Below are 17,784 nucleotides of genomic sequence, written 5' to 3'. Positions count from 1 at the left end.
GCCTCATCCCTGACAATTATTTTTCTTTATTTTTTACAGTCATCAGTCTGCCCGTTCGGCGGGAGCGCCACACAACCGTGCGGCGTTCTACGATGGGGTGAACTCTTTTAAGGTGTTCCAAACATAAATGCGCGCTGCCTGGCTTGCAGCAAAAATCTAAAATACACAGCGTACCGCCCTCATCCCATTCTGAGTTATGGAGAAGAAACTGCGGATCGTTAATAAATCGACTCAGCGTCTCATCTTTCAGGTAGGCCCAGGTTATATACCCTATCGGGTTATCCAAATGGTCGAATAATATTTTAAATTGGTTTTGATTAATCGCTTCCTGAGTCCATAGCTGCAACGTTTTTATATGGTACAAACTGTAATTTTTATTCATCAACATACAGTTAACGGCGAAGCCCAGGCTCTCGTATTGACTGAACCTACTTTTACCCTGCTGGTTTTCTTTGATAAAACTCACGAAATATCCTCAGCGTTGTTATTGTAATACGTTGATCGCCTGGCGCTCGAAACGGTCGAGATAGGTTTGCAATTGTTCGGTGATCTCGCTGACTTCGCCGCGCCAGCCAGAAATTTCTTGAAAAATCACTTCACGGCGCATGAACGTGCGGGAACCCAACCTTCTGGTGACGGTCTGCTTCATCGCCAGTTGTAATCCGGCGGAGGTTTGAGCTGCTGATGTTTCCTGAAGGTATTGCGCGTATAACCGACGGAACGCCAGAGAAAATCTCTCCTCCGCGGTCGTACCCTGTTGTTCGGCGGGAACCCTTACGGGTGCGTCGATGAGCCGGTGCAATAGGGCAATCGCCGGATGAGCATTCCCCAGGCCAAGACCTTGTCGACGGGTAAAGACGCCGGGAGCCAAATCGAACATTTTTTGCAAGCGTTCGCCTAAGGCGAACCACTCGGCGGTGAGAGGCAGGCGTTGTAAAAATGCAGGGTCAAAACCCGCCATACCGAGATTATCCAGCAGGCAGGCTCGTTTATAGGCCATGTTGAAGGCCGCACCGATGCCTTGGTGCGCTGCCGCGAGAAATGCCGGGCCGAATTGATGCTTGGCTAAATAAAAAGCGAGATCTTGCAAGCCTCTCAGCAACAAAGGGGCGTCTTCATTGAGCTTGTTGTGTTGAATGTAGCTGCGCCCGGGCTCGCGACGTTCTGCGGGAAAAACACTGCGAACACCATGAAAGTCCAGCAGCCTACCGGCCATATCGCAATTGGAGGGTGAGGTCATCATCACCAAATGCCGGGTGCGGCAGTACGCGATCTGCGTCGCGAGACGCCGGGCAAGCTCGCAGAGTCCGTAGAATGCTTGTTCTTCCTGGGGCAATGCCAACCAGCTTGCGGCGTCAAACTCCGGGGGACGAGGCAGAAAAGCCGGTGCGGTGACAATCAGCTTTTCGACCCGCTGAATATCCGAAGGCTGCCTTTGCATCGCATCATGAGGATGATAGTAGGGTGCGCGGCAAAAATGTGCAGGGCGCACGACGGGCTCACGCACCAGCAACGCCTTACGGTTATGGGGACTTCTCGCCGATTCAGGAGAAATGGCGGCTAAGGGGCTATCGGTCACCAAGATCGCTTTATTGGGCACGGCACCGTAAGGCAGCAGTTTGGCCATGACGTTCCCCCATAATGCCTCCAATACTGCGCCGGTCATCGTCAACTCGCCATCGACATGCTTTGCCCCTTGACCGACTAACGCATTAGCCCCAATACCTTTAACCTGCCAACGCCCATCAAAGCCACAGCGTGCTCCGCCGCCGTTGCGCGAAATAGCGCCGCCGCCATAACGTTCGGCGAAAAAGACTTTTTCATCGTTTAAGCGCGGCGTACCATCATCAAAAATAGCATGGCGATTATTTTCTTCGATGAGATAGCTGGTCTCTTTTTTCAGTTCGTCTTGTTCAGCAGGGCTTAATGCATTGTGCCAGAGTAATTGAGAACCTGTCTTTTTTGCGACGAAAGGGATCAAGCTTTCGTGAAGCATGGCGAGCTTTGTCATTTTTTAATCGTTATTTTTATTGGTGCAGAGTAAGTTAAATCCCGGCCTTATTGCACAAGGAATAATAAGACTGTTTTTTTAATTTGATGAATCCGGTGTTGAAAGTGAAGACGAAGGTGAAGGGCGGCCACCGCCACTGCCATTCCAGGTTGGGCCCATAGGAACCTGTGGAATAGCAACGTTAACCGGCATGTGTGGTGCGGCTTGAATAGCTATTTCCGTCCCGACGCCCACGGCTAAGGATACGGGGGTGGGTAATTTCGCTATTGTGCTCAGGCTACCGACAATGAGCGAAGTCGGATTATAAGAATCGTTGCCGTCAGAACCGTTAATACATGACAATTCAACTTCCGTTAAGGCTCTCATTTAAACTCCTTCTTGCGAGAGGTGATAGATAAAACAAGCGAAAAAATAATCGCCATCGGCAAACCATAACTGGCCGTGGTTTTAAGGGCGGCCGTATCCAAAAGGATCGCCTGGCGCTGCAGGCAGTAGTCTAAAAATACGGCAAGGGGAAATATCAAGAACAGCATAACGATGTGGTACGTGCGCACGCCTTTTTTCTTCGCGTTTTTATAGATCGCACTGATAATGAGGATGAAAATGACAATAAGAACTATTTCCGTTATAAGATACAATTTGATTAGCTCCATTAATCAAAATTTACATCAAGTTACATTGGGTAACCTGATAAGTCAACAGGGTATTTTATGATTCCTCTTTATTTATCATAGTATTGAATTAATTAATCATAAAATGATTACCTTTTGTGACTATGTGTCGATGATGAAAAATAAAGATGTCAAAGAAGCGTTTGGCCGCGGTCGGCGAGGCGGTTAACTTCTAATCACTTGTTTTTGCTCAAACTGCCAACTGCGCCTAAGCTAGGTGATGACTCTGAGGGAGCCATTCCCCGAGACCTTATTCCGTGAACATGGAGGAGTTTCGATTTGATGCGTTTATCCACATTGGTGCTGGCGATCGGCATGGCGCTGGGCTCGCAGGCACAGGCAGCAGAAACCCAACCTCACGCCGACCATAGTGCGCTGCCCAGCGGCCAGGCGAAGGAGGCTACCGTGACCGGTGAAGCCAATCAGCACGATAAGCAAAAGACCCAAAACCCGTTCTTCTATCAAAGCCGTCTGCCGTTCCAGGCGCCGCCGTTCAACCTGATCAAGGAAAGCGACTACGCGCCGGCGATCGAGGCGGGCATCAAGCAAAAGCGGGAAGAGGTGGAGAAGATCGCCAACAACCCGGCCAAGCCCAACTTCAAGAATACCTTCGTGGCGCTGGAGCAGGCCGGTTCGCTGCTGACGCGGGTGATGAACGTGTTCGGCGCCATGACCTCGGCCAACACCAGCGATGCGCTGCAGAAGCTGGATGAAGAAACCTCGCCGATGCTGGCGGCACTGAACGACGACATCATGCTCAACGGCAAGTTGTTCGCGCGCATCAAGGCCATCTATCAGGATCGCGATGCGCTGAAGCTGGATCCGGAATCGCGCCGGCTGGTGGAAGTGACCTACAAGAACTTCGAGCTGGCGGGCGCCAACCTGTCGGACGCCGACAAGGCCAAGCTGAAGACGCTGAACCAGGAAGCGGCGACGCTGAGCACCCAGTTCACCAACAAACTGCTGGCGGCGAGCAAAAACGGCGCGCTGGCGATAACTGACCAGGCGAAACTGGACGGTCTGTCCGAAGGTGAGCTGGCCGCGGCAGCGCAGGCGGCCGCCGAGCGCAAGCTGGAGAAACAGTGGCTGTTGGTGCTGCAGAACACCACCCAGCAGCCGCTGCTGCAGAGCCTGAAAGATCGCGACACCCGCCAAGCGCTGTTCGACGCCTCCTGGACGCGCGCGGAGAAGGGCGACGGCAACGATACCCGCCAGGCCCTTTCCCGTCTGGCCAAGGTACGCGCCGAGCAGGCCAAGCTGTTGGGCTACCCGAACTACGCCGCCTGGAAGCTGCAAAACCAGATGGCCAAGACGCCGGATGCCGCCTTGAGCTTTATGCGCAACATCGTGCCGGCGGCCACCGCGCGCGCCGAGCGTGAAGCCAAAGACATTCAGGCGGTGATCGATCAGCAGAAAGGCGACTTCAAGGTGCAGGCCTGGGACTGGCAGTTCTACGCCGAACAGGTGCGCAAGGCCAAGTACGATCTGGACGAATCGCAGATCAAACCTTACTTCGAGCTGAACAACGTGCTGAACAACGGCGTGTTTTACGCCGCCAACCTGCTGTACGGCATCAGTTTCAAAGAACGCAAGGACATTCCGGTCTACCAGCCGGACGTTAAGGTGTATGAAGTGTTCGACAAGGACGGCAAATCGCTGGCGCTGTTCTACACCGACTACTTCAAGCGCGACAACAAGGGCGGCGGCGCCTGGATGAGCAACTTCGTCGATCAGTCGAAGCTCAACGGCACCAAGCCGGTGATCTACAACGTCGCCAACTTCACCAAACCGGCGCCGGGGCAGCCGGCGCTGCTGTCGTATGACGACGTGATCACCATGTTCCACGAGTTCGGCCACGCGCTGCACGGTATGTTCGCCGATCAGGAATACCCGAGCCTGTCGGGTACCAACACCGCGCGCGATTTCGTCGAGTTCCCGTCGCAGTTCAACGAGCACTGGGTCAGCGATCCGAAAGTGTTCAGCCACTTCGCCAAGCATTATCAGACCGGCGAGGCGATGCCGCAGGAACTGGTCGACAAGATCAAGAAGGCCGACAAGTTCAACAAGGGCTACAGCATGACCGAGCTGCTGTCCGCCGCGCTGCTGGACATGCACTGGCACATGCTGACCGCCGACCAGCCGCAGCAAGACGTGGACAAGTTCGAGGCCGAATCGTTGCAAAAAGACAAGGTCGATCTCAGCTACGTGCCGCCGCGCTACCGTTCCAGCTATTTCCAGCACATCTGGGGTAACGGCTACGCCGCGGGCTATTACGCCTATCTGTGGACGGAAATGCTGGCGGACGACGCCTTCCAGTGGTTCACCGAGCACGGTGGCCTGACCGCCGAAAACGGCCAGCGCTTCCGCGACATGATCCTGTCGCGCGGCAACAGCCAGGATCTGGAGAAGCTGTACATCGACTGGCGCGGCAAAGAGCCGAGCATCGAACCGATGCTGATCAACCGCGGGCTGAAGGACGAGTAACCGCGAGTGTGTTCATGCAGAGTAAAAGGCGCAGGAGATTGCGCCTTTTTACTTGGCGATCTTGATTGAAACATGAAAGGAACATGGATATGCAGGAGCTACTGAAAATTGGAAATTGGATTTTATCAACGTTCCAAAGTGGGACTTTAAATGTCATGGCATTAGGCGCCATCTTTCTTATTTTTAGATGGCTTTTCCGTGATATTTCCTCAATAAAACTCTTTGGTTTAATGTCAGATCGTTATCGTAAAAGGCTGGTTGCTGAGAAGAAAAACGGCATTGCGGAAAAAGAGCATGCGGAGATTGTTGATTTTGAAATAAAGCGCACGTCAATTAAAAAAATCATTGGAATCAGTAATTCACACATACAGAATGAAATGATTAAAATTATCATGAACTCCCATGAGTTACTGGGCCCCAAGTACTTCAGTAAATTTAATTTTTTCATGTCATTGAAGAGTGGGAAGGTCTTTGTCGATGAGGGGAAAATAAAAAGAAGATATAAAGATGCATTCTGGATGATGCTGTTTTCGTTTTCTTTCTTGATAGCTTCCTTTGTTAACCTCAGAAGCGATCCTCTTTTTGGATTCGCGCTTTTTGTTCTCTGGGGGGTATTTCTGTTGATATCAATCGCTGCATTCCCCCCATCTTGCGGGCTTAGAAAGAAAGCTCAAGAACACATAGACGCCTATTATTCAGATTCTGGGCGGTAATGTCGGAGCGCAAAATATTGCGCCCCCATCATTAATTCAGCGGTTCACCACCTTGGCCGGCAGGGCCACCACCAGCAGCGAGCTGAGCAGCAGGCAGCCGGCGAAGGCCCAGAGCGCGCCACCGCTCTTGCCGGTCAGATCCAGCGCCAGCCCCATCAGCGAATTGCTTACCAGCCCGGCGATGTTGGCCAGAGAACAGGCCAGCGCGAAGCCGGTCGCCGCCGCCGTGCCGCGCAGGAAGGTGGCCGGCAGGCTGAAGAACACCGGCACTGCGCCGATGATTGCCGCCTGGGCGATGGAGAACAGCAGCACCGTGGCCAGCGCATTGTGGGTGAAGAAGGTGCTGCCGGCCATCGCCAGCGCGCCGATGATAAACGGCACGATGATATGCCAGCGCCGTTCTCGCAGCCGGTCGGAACTGCTGCCGATCAGCAGCATGCCGAGCAGGGCGGCGACGCTGGGGATCGCCGTCAGGTAACCGATGGTGGTGATGTCGGTAACGCCGGCGGTTTTGATGAAGGTCGGCATCCAAAAGCCCATGGCGTAGGCGCTGAGCAGAATAGCGAAGTCGATGCCGCCGAGCATCCACACCTTCAGGTTGAAGAAGCCGTCGCGGAAGCTGTGCTTGCCGTGATCGGCCTCGGCGTCGTCGCGCGCCAGATCGTCGGCGATGCGTTGTTTCTCCTCGGGCGTCAGCCACTTGGCCTGTTGATAAGTGTTAGGCAACAGCCAGAAGGTCAACACGCCCAACAGCACGCTGGGAATGCCCTCCAGCAAAAACAGCCACTGCCACCCGTGCAGCCCGTGGCGCATGTCGAAATGGCCCATGATCCAGCCGGAGAGCGGCCCGCCGATCACGCTGGAGAGCGGCAGGCCGATCATGAACAGCGCGATGATGCGGCCGCGGCGATAGGTCGGGAACCACAGCGTCAGGTAAAAGAGCACGCCGGGCAGAAAACCGGCCTCCGCCACGCCGAGCAAAAAGCGAATGACGTAGAATTGGGTCGGCGTGGTGACGAACATGGTGGCGGTGGACAGCAGCCCCCAGGTGATCATGATGCGGGCGATCCACATCTTGGCGCCGACGCGCTGCAGGATCAGGTTGCTCGGCACCTCGAACAGAATATAGCCGACGAAGAACAGCCCGGCGCCCAGACCAAAGGCCGCTTCGCTCAGCTGCAGCGCGTCGGCCATCTGCAGCTTGGCCAGCCCGACGTTGATGCGATCGAGGTAGGCCGCCAGGTAACACAGGCAAAGAAACGGGATCAGTTTCCAGGTGATTTTGCGGTACAGCAGCAGCGATTCTGCGTCCGCTTTCCCCGCCAGCGGGGTGTCGACAATGGCCATGATGTTGTCTCCAGGTGGTGCGTGTTGGCCTCCGCAGGAGGCGCCTGTTGTGTTTGCGTTGCATGGGCGCCGCCCTGTTTCGGGCGGTCGCGTGAGGCGCTGTCTGCGCCTTCGTTATTGTCGTTGCAGGTGAATCGTTGACTCATAACCGGTTCAGGTAGTCGAGCGCCTCCCGTTTGTGCACCACGTCGCCGTATTTGCTGTCGATGTCGAACAGGTTAGCTTCGTGCGGGCCGGGGTGACGATCGCCGACGCACTCGCGCACCACCATGGCGCGGAAGCCGTGCTGCACCGCGTCCACCGCGCTGGCGCGGATGCAGCCGCTGGTGGAGCAGCCGATCATCAGCAGCGTGTCGATCCCTTGCGCCACCAGCAGCGGCGCCAGCGCGGTGCCGAAGAAGGCGCTGGCGTATTGCTTGCTCAGCACCACCTCATCGGCCAGCGGCGCCACCGGCGGGCAGAACGCCGCCAGCGGGTTGCCCGCCACCATGTCTTTCATCACCGGCGCTTTCTTCACCCACAGGCCGCCATCGGCAAAATGGCCTGCATGATAGCGGATATGGGTGTGGATCACCGGAATTCCCGTGCGGCGCGCGCAGGCCAGCAGCTCGCGGCTTTCCTCGACCGCGCTCACCACGCCCGGCGCGAACAGCGGCGCGCCTTCGGTGGTGTAGGCCTGCATAAAATCGATCGCCAGCAGCGCCGGGCGCCGGCCGAAGCCGATACGCTGGCCCCAGACGCCGCGATAGTTGTCGCTGAGGGTGTCGTTCATTCTGCCTCCTCAATAGGCGCCGGACAGCAGGGCGCCGGCGCCGGGGACGATCGGTTCCAGCTCCAGCGCGGTCAGCATCGCGTAAGTGGTGGCGATGGCGGCGGTGATCACCGGTTTGCCGGTTTGGGCCTCTACCGTTGGGACGGCCGGCAGCGAAGGCATCTGCACGCAGGCGGACAGCACGATAGCATCGACCTCGCGTAAATCCATCTCGGCGACGATCCCCGGCAGCCTGGCCGGATCGTGCCGGCCGACCTCGAGGTTGTCCGGGATCTCCAGCGCGCGCCACACCTTGACCTCGATGCCTTCGTGCTGGATGTAGTCCACCACCAGCTGGGTCAGCGGTTTCATGTAGGGTGCCACCAGCGCGATGCGTTTGGCGCCGATCACCTTCAGGCCGTTGACCAGCGCGCCGGCGCTGCTGATAACCGGCGCGGCGGCCTGATTGTCTTTCGTCACCTGCGCCAGCCGGGCCTGCGATTCGCGGTGATAGCCCAGCCCCATCGCCATGATGGCCACCAGGCAGGCGTAGCCGAGCACGTCGACCCGCGCGTCGGACAGCTCCAGCGCGCAGCGATCGGACTCGGCGTCCATCGCCGCCAATTCTTCTTTATTGACGTGTTTCATGCGCATGCGGCTGGAGTGAAAGGTGAAACGCTCCGGGCGTATCAGCTGGCGCGCGCCCAGCATCGCCGGGATCTCGGTTTCCATCGTGGTGTTGGAGCTGGGCACGATCTGGCCGATGCGGTAGTGGTTGCTCATGTCGGTGTTCCTCAGTTAATCCAGAAAATCGCCCAGGGCGCGGAAGAAGCCGTCGAAATCGTCCCACGGGATCATGTGTCCGGCGTTCTCGACCTCGACGATGGCGATCTCCGGCTGTAGCGCGCGGATCTCTGCCCGGTCTTCGGGCTGAATGACGCCGCCTTTGCCCGCGGCCATCAGCAGCGTCGGCATGGTCAGCAGCGGGTAGTCACGGTGGCTGTCCACCTGATGAAAATCGTCGTAGGCGCGTTGGATCGCCGGCTCGTAGCAGGTGTGCAGCCACTCGGCGCGCAGCCGGCGCTGCTCTTCGCTCCAGGTTGGGCAAAAGGCGCGCATCTGCTCGGCGCTCATGCCCGGCAGCGACTGCCGGATGGAGTCGGCGTACCACGGCCATTGGCCGGGATAGGCGCGGCGGCCGGGGCCGGAAACCGGCGGATCGACCAGCACCAGCCGCCGCACGCCGGCGGGCTGCAGAGCGGCGGCGCGCAGGGCGAAGCGGGCGCCCATCGAATGGCCGAGCAGGGCGTAACTGCCCAGGTTCAGCGCAGCGGCGAAGGCGTTGACGTCCTGTGCGCAGGTCTCTGCGTCATAAGCCAGTTCCGGGCCGCTGGACGACAGACCGCGGCCGCGCACGTCGAGCACGTAGACGTCGTATTTTTCCCCCAGCCGCTCGGCGACGAAGCCCCAGGTGATCGCCGGGCTGGTGATGCCGGGGACCAGGATCAGCGCCGGGCCGTGGCCGCCGTAGCGCAGATAGTGTTGGCGAATGTCGTTGGCGTGAACGTGGGCGCCGTAGAGGAAGGTGCTCATGCGGCGTTCTCCGATTTCAGCGCTTGCGCGTACAGGTCGTAGCCGTAGACCCAGGCCGGATCTTCCTGGGTGCGCAGGAAGGTGTTGGCGTTGGACACCGCCTGCACCCGGGAGGCGCGCTCCTTGCGGTTGGCTTCATACAGCTGGAAGGCGGTGCGGTAGTCGCCGAGGCCGGTTTCCTGCAGGCAGCGGGTCAGCATGGCGGCGTCTTCGATCGCCATCGCCGCGCCCTGCGCCATGTGCGGTTTCATCGGGTGGCAGGCGTCGCCAAGCAGCACCAGACGGCCTTCGCTCCACAGCGGCAGCGGTTTGCGGTTCAGCAATGGCCATTTGGTGACCTGTTCGCTGGATTCGATCAGCGCCTGCACGATCGGGTGGTAGCCGGCGAAGGTCTCGAACATTTCTTCGCGGCTGCTGTCGATGAAGCTGCCCTGGAAATCCCAGGCCGGGTGCGGCACGCCGCTGACGTAGTAATACTCGTCGCGCCGTTGGGTGGTGTAGTAGACCATCAGATGGCGATCCGCCGACCACCACTTCACGCAGTCTTCGAACGTCAGGTTGTATTTCGCCAGCTTCTCGCCGCGGATCAGCGCGCGGTGGGCCACCCAGCCGCTGTAGGTCGGCGCTTCAGCGCCCAGCAGGTGCTCACGAATGCGCGAATTGATGCCGTCTGCGCCGATCACGATGTCGGCGTGGGCCGAGGTGCCGTCGACGAAGTTCAGCACCACCTCGTCACCGCGATCTTCAATTTTGCTCAGGCATTTGCCGAAGTGCAGGGTGCCGGGCTGCAGCGCGGAGAGCTGCAACGCCTGCAAATCGCCGCGGTGCACCGTCACATAGGCGGCGCCGTACTCCCGGCGGGCGAAGGCGCCCAGTTCGATGCGCGACAGGTAGTCGCCGCTTTCGGCGTCGCGGCTGAACCAGAAATCGGGATGAGACGCCATCTGCTCCAACCGCTGCTCAATACCGAGACGGCGGAAAATCTTCAGTACGTTCGGCCCCATGTGAATGCCGGCGCCAAGGCGTGAGAACGCCGGGCTCTGTTCATACAGATCGACGGTAAAGCCGGCTTTTTGCAGCAGCCCGGCGGCGGCGGCGCCCCCCAGCCCGGCGCCGACGACGGCGATGCGTGGTTGTTTGCTCATCATGTTTCCCCTGTCTGTTGGCTTTTTTCAGCGTAGGCCCAACGCGTGGCTGGACGATCGATTTATAGTGTATGCACTAGATAACGCAAAGTTGCAAAAGTGTTAAATCAGATCTTGCTCACGCTAATTGACGGCGTATTACTGTTAAACTCATGTTAATCACAGGATTGATGCGGGATGAAATAGGACTTTCTTATGGTGGATATTCGCAGCTTGCTTTCCTTTGCTTTTTTGACTTAGATAAAATGAGTGTGTTCACTTTAAATTGTTTGAAAAAACACCGCCGCCTTGCGGGCGTCGGTCACCCTTGACGAGACAGGAGACAGGCCATGGCGGTCAATGAAACCCAGTTGGTACAGCTGTTCGAGCAGGTGCTTACGCTGTCGAAGGTCGATGCTTCGCAGAGCGTGGCGATTTTGAAAAGCCATTATTCCGATGCGCGCACGGTGCGCGCCGCGACCGACGCAGCGCTGAGGCTGGGCGCCAAGGTGTATGCCGTCGAACTGCCGGCGTTCAACCATCCGCGAGCGATGGGCAACGACATGACCGCCTATTGCGGCGATACCGCGCTGACCGGCAATCTGGCGGCGCAGCGTGCGCTGGAGGCCGCCGACCTGATCGTCGATACCATGATGCTGCTGCATTCGCCGGAGCAGGAACAGATCCTGAAAACTGGCACCCGCATCCTGCTGGCGGTGGAGCCGCCGGAGGTGCTGGCGCGCATGTTGCCCAACGCGGAGGACAAGGCGCGGGTGCTGGCCGCCGCCGCCGTGCTGGAGCAGGCGAAGCTGATGCAGGTGACCTCCGCCGCCGGCAGCGATTTCCGCGCGCCGCTGGGGCAATACCCGACGGTGACCGAGTACGGCTATGCCGATGAACCGGGGCGCTGGGATCACTGGCCGAGCGGTTTCCTGTTCACCTGGCCGAATGAGGAGCAGGCGGAAGGGGTGCTGGTGCTGGAGGTCGGCGATATCTTGCTGCCGTTCAAAAGCTATGCGCGTGAACGCATCACGCTGGAGATCGAACAAGGGTTCGTTACTCGCATTCACGGCGGCTTCGAGGCGGAATACCTGCGCGAATACATGAAATACTTCGACGATCCGGAGGTGTACGGCATCTCGCACATCGGCTGGGGCCTGCAGCCGCGCGCCCAGTGGACGGCGATGGGTCTGCACGACAAGAACGACGGCATGTGCATGGACGCGCGCGCGTTCTACGGCAACTTCCTGTTCTCCACCGGGCCGAACACCGAAGTGGGCGGCACGCGCAAAACGCCTTGCCATATGGACATCGCGCTGCGCCGCTGCGACATCCGCCTCGACGGGCAAACGGTGGTGGCGGACGGGGAAGTGGTGGCGCCGGAGGCCTCGCGCGTGCGCCGGGCGTAATCGTTGCTGCCAACGGCGGGGGTTTGTACTATTCTCGTGGATTCCATAGATGGTGAGAGTAACGCAATGACGCCCCCCGAATACCCGTCAGCCGTGAGCGGCCAACCCGAAAATTATCATTTTACCGAGCAAGTCGGGCACCTGCTGCGCAAGGTTTATCAGCGCCACCTGGCGATTTTCCAGCAAAACGTCGGCGATTCGCAGCTGACGGCGGTGCAGTTCATCACCCTGTGCGCGGTGCGCGATATGGGGCCGAGCTCGCTGACCGAGCTGGTGCAGGTGACGGCGGTGGATCAGGCCACCATACGCGGTATCGTCGAACGGCTGAAGGCGCGCGATCTGATCACGGTGACGCCGGATCCGATCGATCGGCGCAAGGTGGTGGTCGGCCTGACCGACGCCGGCGCCGTGCTGCTGACGGAAACGGTGCCGCAGGCGGCGAAAATCACAGAGCTGACGTTCGGAACGCTCAACCCGGCCGAACGGATAGCGCTGATATTCCTGCTGAATAAAATGCTGGAAGATCCGCCCACCGGCTGATTCGCCCGCGCAACGTCGGTTGCCTGGTGGTCGGCGGCGAGAGGCCAGCCCATAAGATCATCACGTGCAGGCGGAGACGCGAACAATGGCGATATCTGAAGTGCAATCGCTCAGGGATGGCGCGAAAACCACGCTGACGGAGCATCCGCTGATGCTGTCGGTGAACGGCGAACAGCTTCATGCGCAGGTGATGGCGGATACGCCGCTCTTGCTGGTACTGCGCAACGATCTGGCGCTCAACGGCCCGAAGTACGGCTGCGGCCTGGGCGAATGCGGTGCGTGTACCGTGTTGATCGACGGCGTGGCGGCGCGCTCCTGCGTGATCCCGGCGCTCGGCGTGTCCGGCCGGGCGATCGTGACCCTGGAAGGCCTTGGCGATCGCCAGCGCCCGCACCCGGTGCAGCGTGCCTTTATCGAAGAGCAGGCGGCGCAATGCGGCTACTGTCTCAATGGCATGATCATGACCACCAAAGCCCTGTTGGATCGTAATCCCGCCCCGAGCGAGGCGGAGATCCGTCAGGCGCTGTCCGGCAACCTGTGCCGCTGCGGCACCCATCTCGAAATCCTGCGTGCGGTTCAGCGCGCCATCATTCTCTGCCGCGATGAGGACGCCCACGCCCATGACTGATTCCCGTGCCCCATCGCCGAGCCAGGCCGACTTGCTGCAGCGCGACGGCGTGCTGCTGATCGTCGACAGCGTGCAACCGCCGCCGGGGCTGGTGCCCAAAGGGCAAACGCCGGTGCTGAAGCCCAAAGAGCAGGGGCTGTTTATCGCCCTGTGCGGCAGCGGCGAAATCTATGCCTTTAACGGCCATGTCGATCTTGGCACCGGCGTGCGCACCGCGCTCGGGCAGATCGTCGCCGAAGAGTTGTACCTGCGCATGGATCAGGTGCAAATGGTGTTGGGCGATACCGAACGCGCGCCGAATCAGGGCGCCACCATCGCCAGCGCCACGCTGCAGATCTCCGCCGTGCCGCTGCGCAACGCCGCCGCCGAAGCGCGCCGTTGGCTGTTGCGCCAGGCGGCGCAGCGCTTCGATGCGCCGGTGGAACAGCTGACGCTGGAGGAGGGCGTGATCCGCAGCCCGCAGGGGCAGGCGCTCAGCTACGCCGAGCTGGTGGCCGGCGGTCATGTCGAGCTGTCGATTTCCGGCGACGCGCCGCTGAAACCGCAGGCGGAGTATCGCCTGGTGGGCACCAGCGCCGCGCGCGTCGATATTCCGGCCAAGGCGACCGGCGAAACCACCTACGTACACGATATGCGCCTGCCGAACATGCTGCACGGCAGGGTGGTGCGGCCGCCCTATGCCGGGTACGACAGCGGCGAATTTGTCGGCACCAGCCTGTTGGCGGTGGATGAAACTTCGATCGCGCATATTCCCGGCATCGTCAAACTGGTGGTGATCGGCGATTTCATCGGCATCGTCGCCGAGCGCGAAGAGCAGGCGATCAAGGCGGCGCAGGCGCTGCAGGTCAGCTGGAAAGACTGGCGCCGCAATTTGCCGCAGATGACCGACGTGGCGCAGGCGCTGCGCGACAATCCGCACTCGACCCGGGTGGTGCACGATACCGGCGATGTGGACGCGGCGCTGGCGGCGGCCGACAGGCGTTTCACCCGCAGCTACCTGTGGCCGTATCAGCTGCATGCCTCGATTGGCCCTTCCTGCGCGCTGGCGGATTACCGGCCGGAGCGCCTGCAGGTCTGGTCAGGCAGCCAGAACCCGCACCTGCTGCGCGCCGATCTGGCCTGGCTGCTGGAATACCCGGAAGCGCAGATCGAGATCGTTCGCATGGAGGCGGCCGGTTGCTATGGCCGCAATTGCGCCGATGACGTCTGCGCCGACGCGGCGCTGCTGTCGCGCGCGGTGGGCAGGCCGGTGCGGGTGCAGCTGACCCGCGAACAAGAACATGTGTGGGAACCGAAGGGCACGGCGCAGCTGATGGAGGTGGACGGCGGGCTGGACGCCGCCGGGCACCCGGTCGCCTATGACTTTCGCACCTATTACCCTTCCAACGGCGCGCCGACGCTGGCGCTGCTGCTGACCGGCCGGGTCGAACCGCTGCCGGTGGCCTATGAAATGGGCGACCGCACTTCGGTGCCGCCTTATGCGTATCCGGCGCTGCGCGTCAGCATCGAGGACATGGCGCCGATCGTGCGCGCCTCCTGGATGCGCGGCGTTTCCGCCTTGCCGAACACCTTCGCCCACGAATCTTATATCGATGAGCTGGCCCACGCCGCCGGCGTCGACCCGCTGGAATATCGGCTGCGCTATATCCATGACGAACGCGCCAGTGAACTGATGCGCAGCACCGCAGAACGCGCCGGCTGGACGCCGCACACCGAACCGATGCAGACCCCGGCGGAAGACGGCGTGCTGCGCGGGCGCGGCTTTGCCTATGCCCGTTACATCCACAGCAAGTTTCCCGGCTTTGGCGCGGCCTGGGCCGCCTGGGTGGCCGACGTGGCGATCGACAAAGCCAGCGGCGAAGTGGCGGTGACGCGCATCGTGGTCGGCCACGACGCGGGCATGATGGTCAATCCGGACGGCGTGCGCCACCAAATTCATGGCAACGTATTGCAATCGACCAGCCGGGTGTTGAAAGAGCGCGTGACCTTTGAGGAATCGACGGTCTCCGCCAAAGAATGGGGGGCTTACCCGATCCTGACCTTCCCGGAGGTGCCGGAGGTGGACGTGGTCATGATGCCGCGCCCTTACGATCCGCCGCTGGGCGCCGGGGAGTCGGCGTCGGTGCCCAGCGCGGCGGCCATCGCCAACGCGGTGTTCGACGCCACCGGCATTCGTTTTCGCGAGCTGCCGATCACCTCGGACAAGCTGCGTGAAGCGCTGAACGGGCCGGATGCCGAGCGGCAGGCCGCGCCGCTCAAGAAAAAGAAGCGCGGCAAATGGTGGTTCGGCGGCGCGGCGGGGCTGTTCGGCGCGGTGCTGGGCATCGCCGGCAGCGCCTTGCCATGGCGGACGGAGATCGCGCCGGTGGCGACGCCTGGCGCCGGCACCTGGTCGGCCGCCACGCTGGAGCGCGGCCGTCAGTTGGCCGCCGCCGGAGACTGCGCGGTTTGCCATACCGCGTCGGAAGGGGCGACCAACGCCGGTGGGTTGGCGATGGCGACGCCGTTCGGCACGCTCTACAGCACCAACATTACCCCGGATGTGGCAACCGGCATCGGCAACTGGTCATTTACCGCGTTCGATCGGGCGATGCGTCAGGGCATCGCCCGCGACGGCCGCCATCTGTATCCGGCATTTCCTTACACCGCCTTCAGTAAAATGACCGACGGCGACATGCAGGCGCTGTACGCTTATCTGATGTCGCAACCGGCGGTGCGCCAGAGCAATCCGGCCAATCAGATGCGTTTCCCGTTTAACCTGCGGCCGCTGATGGCCGGCTGGAACGCGCTGTTCCTGCGCCAGGGGGAATATCAACCCGATCCGCAACAAAGCGCGCAGTGGAACCGCGGCGCCTATCTGGTCAACGGCCTTGGTCACTGTGCCGCCTGCCATTCGCCGCGCAATCTGCTGGGGGCGGAAAAGGGCGGCGCGGCTTTCCTGGCGGGGGGGATGGTGGACGGGTGGGAAGCGCCGGCGCTGAATCAATTGGCCAATGCGGACAAGCCCTGGACCGAGGAACAGCTGTTTCAGTACTTCCGCAGCGGGCATTCCGCCGAGCACGGCGTGGCGGCCGGGCCGATGGGGCCGGTGGTCAGCGAACTGGCGACGTTGCCGCAGAGCGATCTGCGGGCGATGGCCAATTATGTGATGTCGCTGAGCACCAAGGCGACGCTGAATGTGGAACCGCAGGCGCAGTTGGCGGCCCGCGCGTTGCCTGCGGGTCAGCTGGCGGGCGAGCGGTTGTTCCAGGGCGCTTGCCAGGCCTGCCACAGCGCCGCCGTCGGCGGGCCGCAGCTGTTCGGCGTCAGCCCGGATCTGGCCAATAACACCAATATCTTCAGCGATCGCCCCGATAATCTGATCAAGGTGATCCTGCAAGGGATCCCCAAGCCGGCCACCGCCGAATTGGGCTTTATGCCGGGCTTTAAGGACAGCTTTTCCGATCGGCAGGTGACGGCGCTGGTGAATTATCTGCGCCAACGCTATGCCGGCGACAAACCGGCCTGGCGCGACGTGGAGGCTCAGGTGGCGCGGTTGCGCGCAGAGCCTGGCACGCACTGAGCCGCCTCAGGCATGGCGCAGGAACGCTACCAGCCGCTGCGCCGGCAGCGGCAGCTGCGCCTGCTCACGTACCACGATCGATAAACGCCGGGTCGCCCACTCGTCCGTCAGCGGCAGGGCGGCGTGTCGAATTTCCGGATGGCGTTGGGCGCTCTCTTCCGGCACCACCGCCAGCCCGGCGCCGCGCAGCACCATGCGGCAGATGGCGTCGAAATTAGCCGCACGCGCCCGCAGCCGCATCGGGCCGCCGCTGCGTATCGCCAGCTGTTCCAGATGCTGTTGCAGCGCACTCTCTTCCGGCAGGCCGATGAAATCAAAAGGCAGGGCGTCCGCAAAGCTGAGCGAGCGGCGGCCGCTGAGCGCATGCCCCGGCGGCAGCGCCAGCACCAGACGATCCTGGCGAAAAGGGTAGCTTGCCAGCCCACGCAGATCGGCGTGGTCCGCCACGATGCCGATATCCGCCGCCCGTTCGGCGATCGCCAGCGCGATGGCCGGGCTGGGCAGCTCCTCCAGCGCGATGTCGGTGTGCGGGTGCAGCACCAGAAAATCCGCCAACAGCTCCGGCAGAAAAGCGTCGGCGGCGACGGTATTGGCGACGATGCGCAGCTGGCTGCGCTGGCCCGGCGCGAACTCGGCCATATCACCCCGCAGCCGGTCGCGCTGTTGCAGCAGCACGCGCGCGTGTTGCAACAGGCGCTCACCCGCGGGCGTCGCCTGGACGCCGCGCGGATTGCGCGTCAACAGCGCCACGCCGGCCTGTTGTTCCAGCCCGCGCATGCGGGCGCTGGCGGCGGCCAGCGACAGCCCGACGCGCTCGCCGCCGGCGGTGATGCTGCCGGTTTCGAGCACCGCCACCAACAGCCGCAGATCGATAAAGTCAAAATGCATGCGTTCTTCCTCTGTCTTTGCCGCAGGCAGGCTCTGCCATTGCCGCATTGTGCTGCGGCGCGG

Annotated in this window: 16 protein-coding genes; 6 read left to right on the top strand and 10 right to left on the bottom strand. The window is 60.9% G+C overall.

Annotation, left to right across the window (positions count from 1 at the left end; genetic code table 11):
- Positions 1-16: 16 nt before the first annotated feature.
- The 4 genes from ACJ8J5_RS11575 to ACJ8J5_RS11560 form a co-directional block, all read right to left on the bottom strand.
- Complete coding sequence (locus ACJ8J5_RS11575; RefSeq protein ID WP_043143242.1) at positions 17-466, bottom strand: toxin-activating lysine-acyltransferase; 450 nt, start codon at positions 464-466, stop codon at positions 17-19.
- A gap of 18 nt (positions 467-484) precedes the next feature.
- Entirely contained in the window at positions 485-2,011 is a 1,527-nt protein-coding gene (locus ACJ8J5_RS11570) for a hypothetical protein (protein ID WP_414104652.1), read from the bottom strand.
- A 78-nt stretch (positions 2,012-2,089) separates the two neighbouring features.
- The gene (locus tag ACJ8J5_RS11565; protein ID WP_125460888.1) at positions 2,090-2,377 is read right to left on the bottom strand and encodes an E492 group microcin; all 288 of its coding nucleotides are present in this window, start codon (positions 2,375-2,377) and stop codon (positions 2,090-2,092) included.
- Positions 2,374-2,565, bottom strand: coding sequence for a hypothetical protein (locus ACJ8J5_RS11560; protein ID WP_146220574.1), 192 nt, complete (start codon positions 2,563-2,565; stop codon positions 2,374-2,376). Before ACJ8J5_RS11560 ends, ACJ8J5_RS11565 begins: the two co-directional genes overlap by 4 nt.
- A gap of 399 nt (positions 2,566-2,964) precedes the next feature.
- Between ACJ8J5_RS11560 and dcp the strand changes: the two genes are divergently transcribed.
- Complete coding sequence (gene dcp / locus ACJ8J5_RS11555; protein ID WP_414104651.1) at positions 2,965-5,166, top strand: peptidyl-dipeptidase Dcp; 2,202 nt, start codon at positions 2,965-2,967, stop codon at positions 5,164-5,166.
- A gap of 89 nt (positions 5,167-5,255) precedes the next feature.
- Positions 5,256-5,879 (top strand): hypothetical protein, encoded by a 624-nt coding sequence (locus ACJ8J5_RS11550; protein WP_043143238.1) that lies wholly within the window; start codon positions 5,256-5,258, stop codon positions 5,877-5,879.
- 36 nt (positions 5,880-5,915) lie between these two features.
- Here the strand turns inward: ACJ8J5_RS11550 and ACJ8J5_RS11545 are convergent, their stop codons facing one another.
- From ACJ8J5_RS11545 to ACJ8J5_RS11525, 5 genes are all read right to left on the bottom strand, one after another.
- On the bottom strand, positions 5,916-7,226 hold the full coding sequence (locus ACJ8J5_RS11545; protein WP_016927840.1) for an MFS transporter: 1,311 nt from the start codon (positions 7,224-7,226) through the stop codon (positions 5,916-5,918).
- 142 nt (positions 7,227-7,368) lie between these two features.
- Positions 7,369-7,998, bottom strand: a complete 630-nt coding sequence (locus ACJ8J5_RS11540) for an N-carbamoylsarcosine amidohydrolase (RefSeq protein WP_033634448.1) — start codon at positions 7,996-7,998, stop codon at positions 7,369-7,371.
- A 9-nt stretch (positions 7,999-8,007) separates the two neighbouring features.
- On the bottom strand, positions 8,008-8,760 hold the full coding sequence (locus tag ACJ8J5_RS11535; RefSeq protein ID WP_015377793.1) for a maleate cis-trans isomerase family protein: 753 nt from the start codon (positions 8,758-8,760) through the stop codon (positions 8,008-8,010).
- 15 nt (positions 8,761-8,775) lie between these two features.
- Entirely contained in the window at positions 8,776-9,570 is a 795-nt protein-coding gene (locus ACJ8J5_RS11530; protein WP_025302741.1) for an alpha/beta fold hydrolase, read from the bottom strand.
- Positions 9,567-10,718, bottom strand: a complete 1,152-nt coding sequence (locus tag ACJ8J5_RS11525; RefSeq protein WP_033645813.1) for an FAD-dependent monooxygenase — start codon at positions 10,716-10,718, stop codon at positions 9,567-9,569. The genes ACJ8J5_RS11530 and ACJ8J5_RS11525 overlap by 4 nt, the downstream gene beginning before the upstream one ends.
- A 326-nt stretch (positions 10,719-11,044) precedes the next feature.
- Between ACJ8J5_RS11525 and ACJ8J5_RS11520 the strand changes: the two genes are divergently transcribed.
- The 4 genes from ACJ8J5_RS11520 to ACJ8J5_RS11505 all read left to right on the top strand — a co-directional run bounded on the left by ACJ8J5_RS11520 (position 11,045) and on the right by ACJ8J5_RS11505 (position 16,833).
- Positions 11,045-12,103: a 2,5-dihydroxypyridine 5,6-dioxygenase gene (locus tag ACJ8J5_RS11520; RefSeq protein ID WP_025302742.1), complete on the top strand. Its 1,059-nt coding sequence runs from the start codon at positions 11,045-11,047 to the stop codon at positions 12,101-12,103.
- Between the two features lie 66 nt (positions 12,104-12,169).
- The gene (locus ACJ8J5_RS11515) at positions 12,170-12,643 is read left to right on the top strand and encodes a MarR family winged helix-turn-helix transcriptional regulator (RefSeq protein WP_049207179.1); all 474 of its coding nucleotides are present in this window, start codon (positions 12,170-12,172) and stop codon (positions 12,641-12,643) included.
- An 85-nt stretch (positions 12,644-12,728) separates the two neighbouring features.
- Positions 12,729-13,271, top strand: coding sequence for a (2Fe-2S)-binding protein (locus ACJ8J5_RS11510; protein ID WP_025302744.1), 543 nt, complete (start codon positions 12,729-12,731; stop codon positions 13,269-13,271).
- A complete protein-coding gene (locus ACJ8J5_RS11505; RefSeq protein ID WP_414104650.1) occupies positions 13,264-16,833 on the top strand; it encodes a molybdopterin cofactor-binding domain-containing protein in 3,570 nt (1,189 codons plus the stop codon). The genes ACJ8J5_RS11510 and ACJ8J5_RS11505 overlap by 8 nt, the downstream gene beginning before the upstream one ends.
- Positions 16,834-16,839: 6 nt before the next feature.
- On the opposite strand, the gene ACJ8J5_RS11500 is transcribed toward ACJ8J5_RS11505, so the two are convergent.
- Positions 16,840-17,721 (bottom strand): LysR substrate-binding domain-containing protein, encoded by an 882-nt coding sequence (locus tag ACJ8J5_RS11500; RefSeq protein ID WP_197770232.1) that lies wholly within the window; start codon positions 17,719-17,721, stop codon positions 16,840-16,842.
- Positions 17,722-17,784 lie beyond the last annotated feature (63 nt).

It is taken from the genome of Serratia sp. CY43202 (assembly GCF_052168755.1).
Classification (GTDB): Bacteria; Pseudomonadota; Gammaproteobacteria; order Enterobacterales; family Enterobacteriaceae; genus Serratia; species Serratia bockelmannii.
This window is presented reverse-complemented; position numbering and strand designations above follow the sequence as displayed.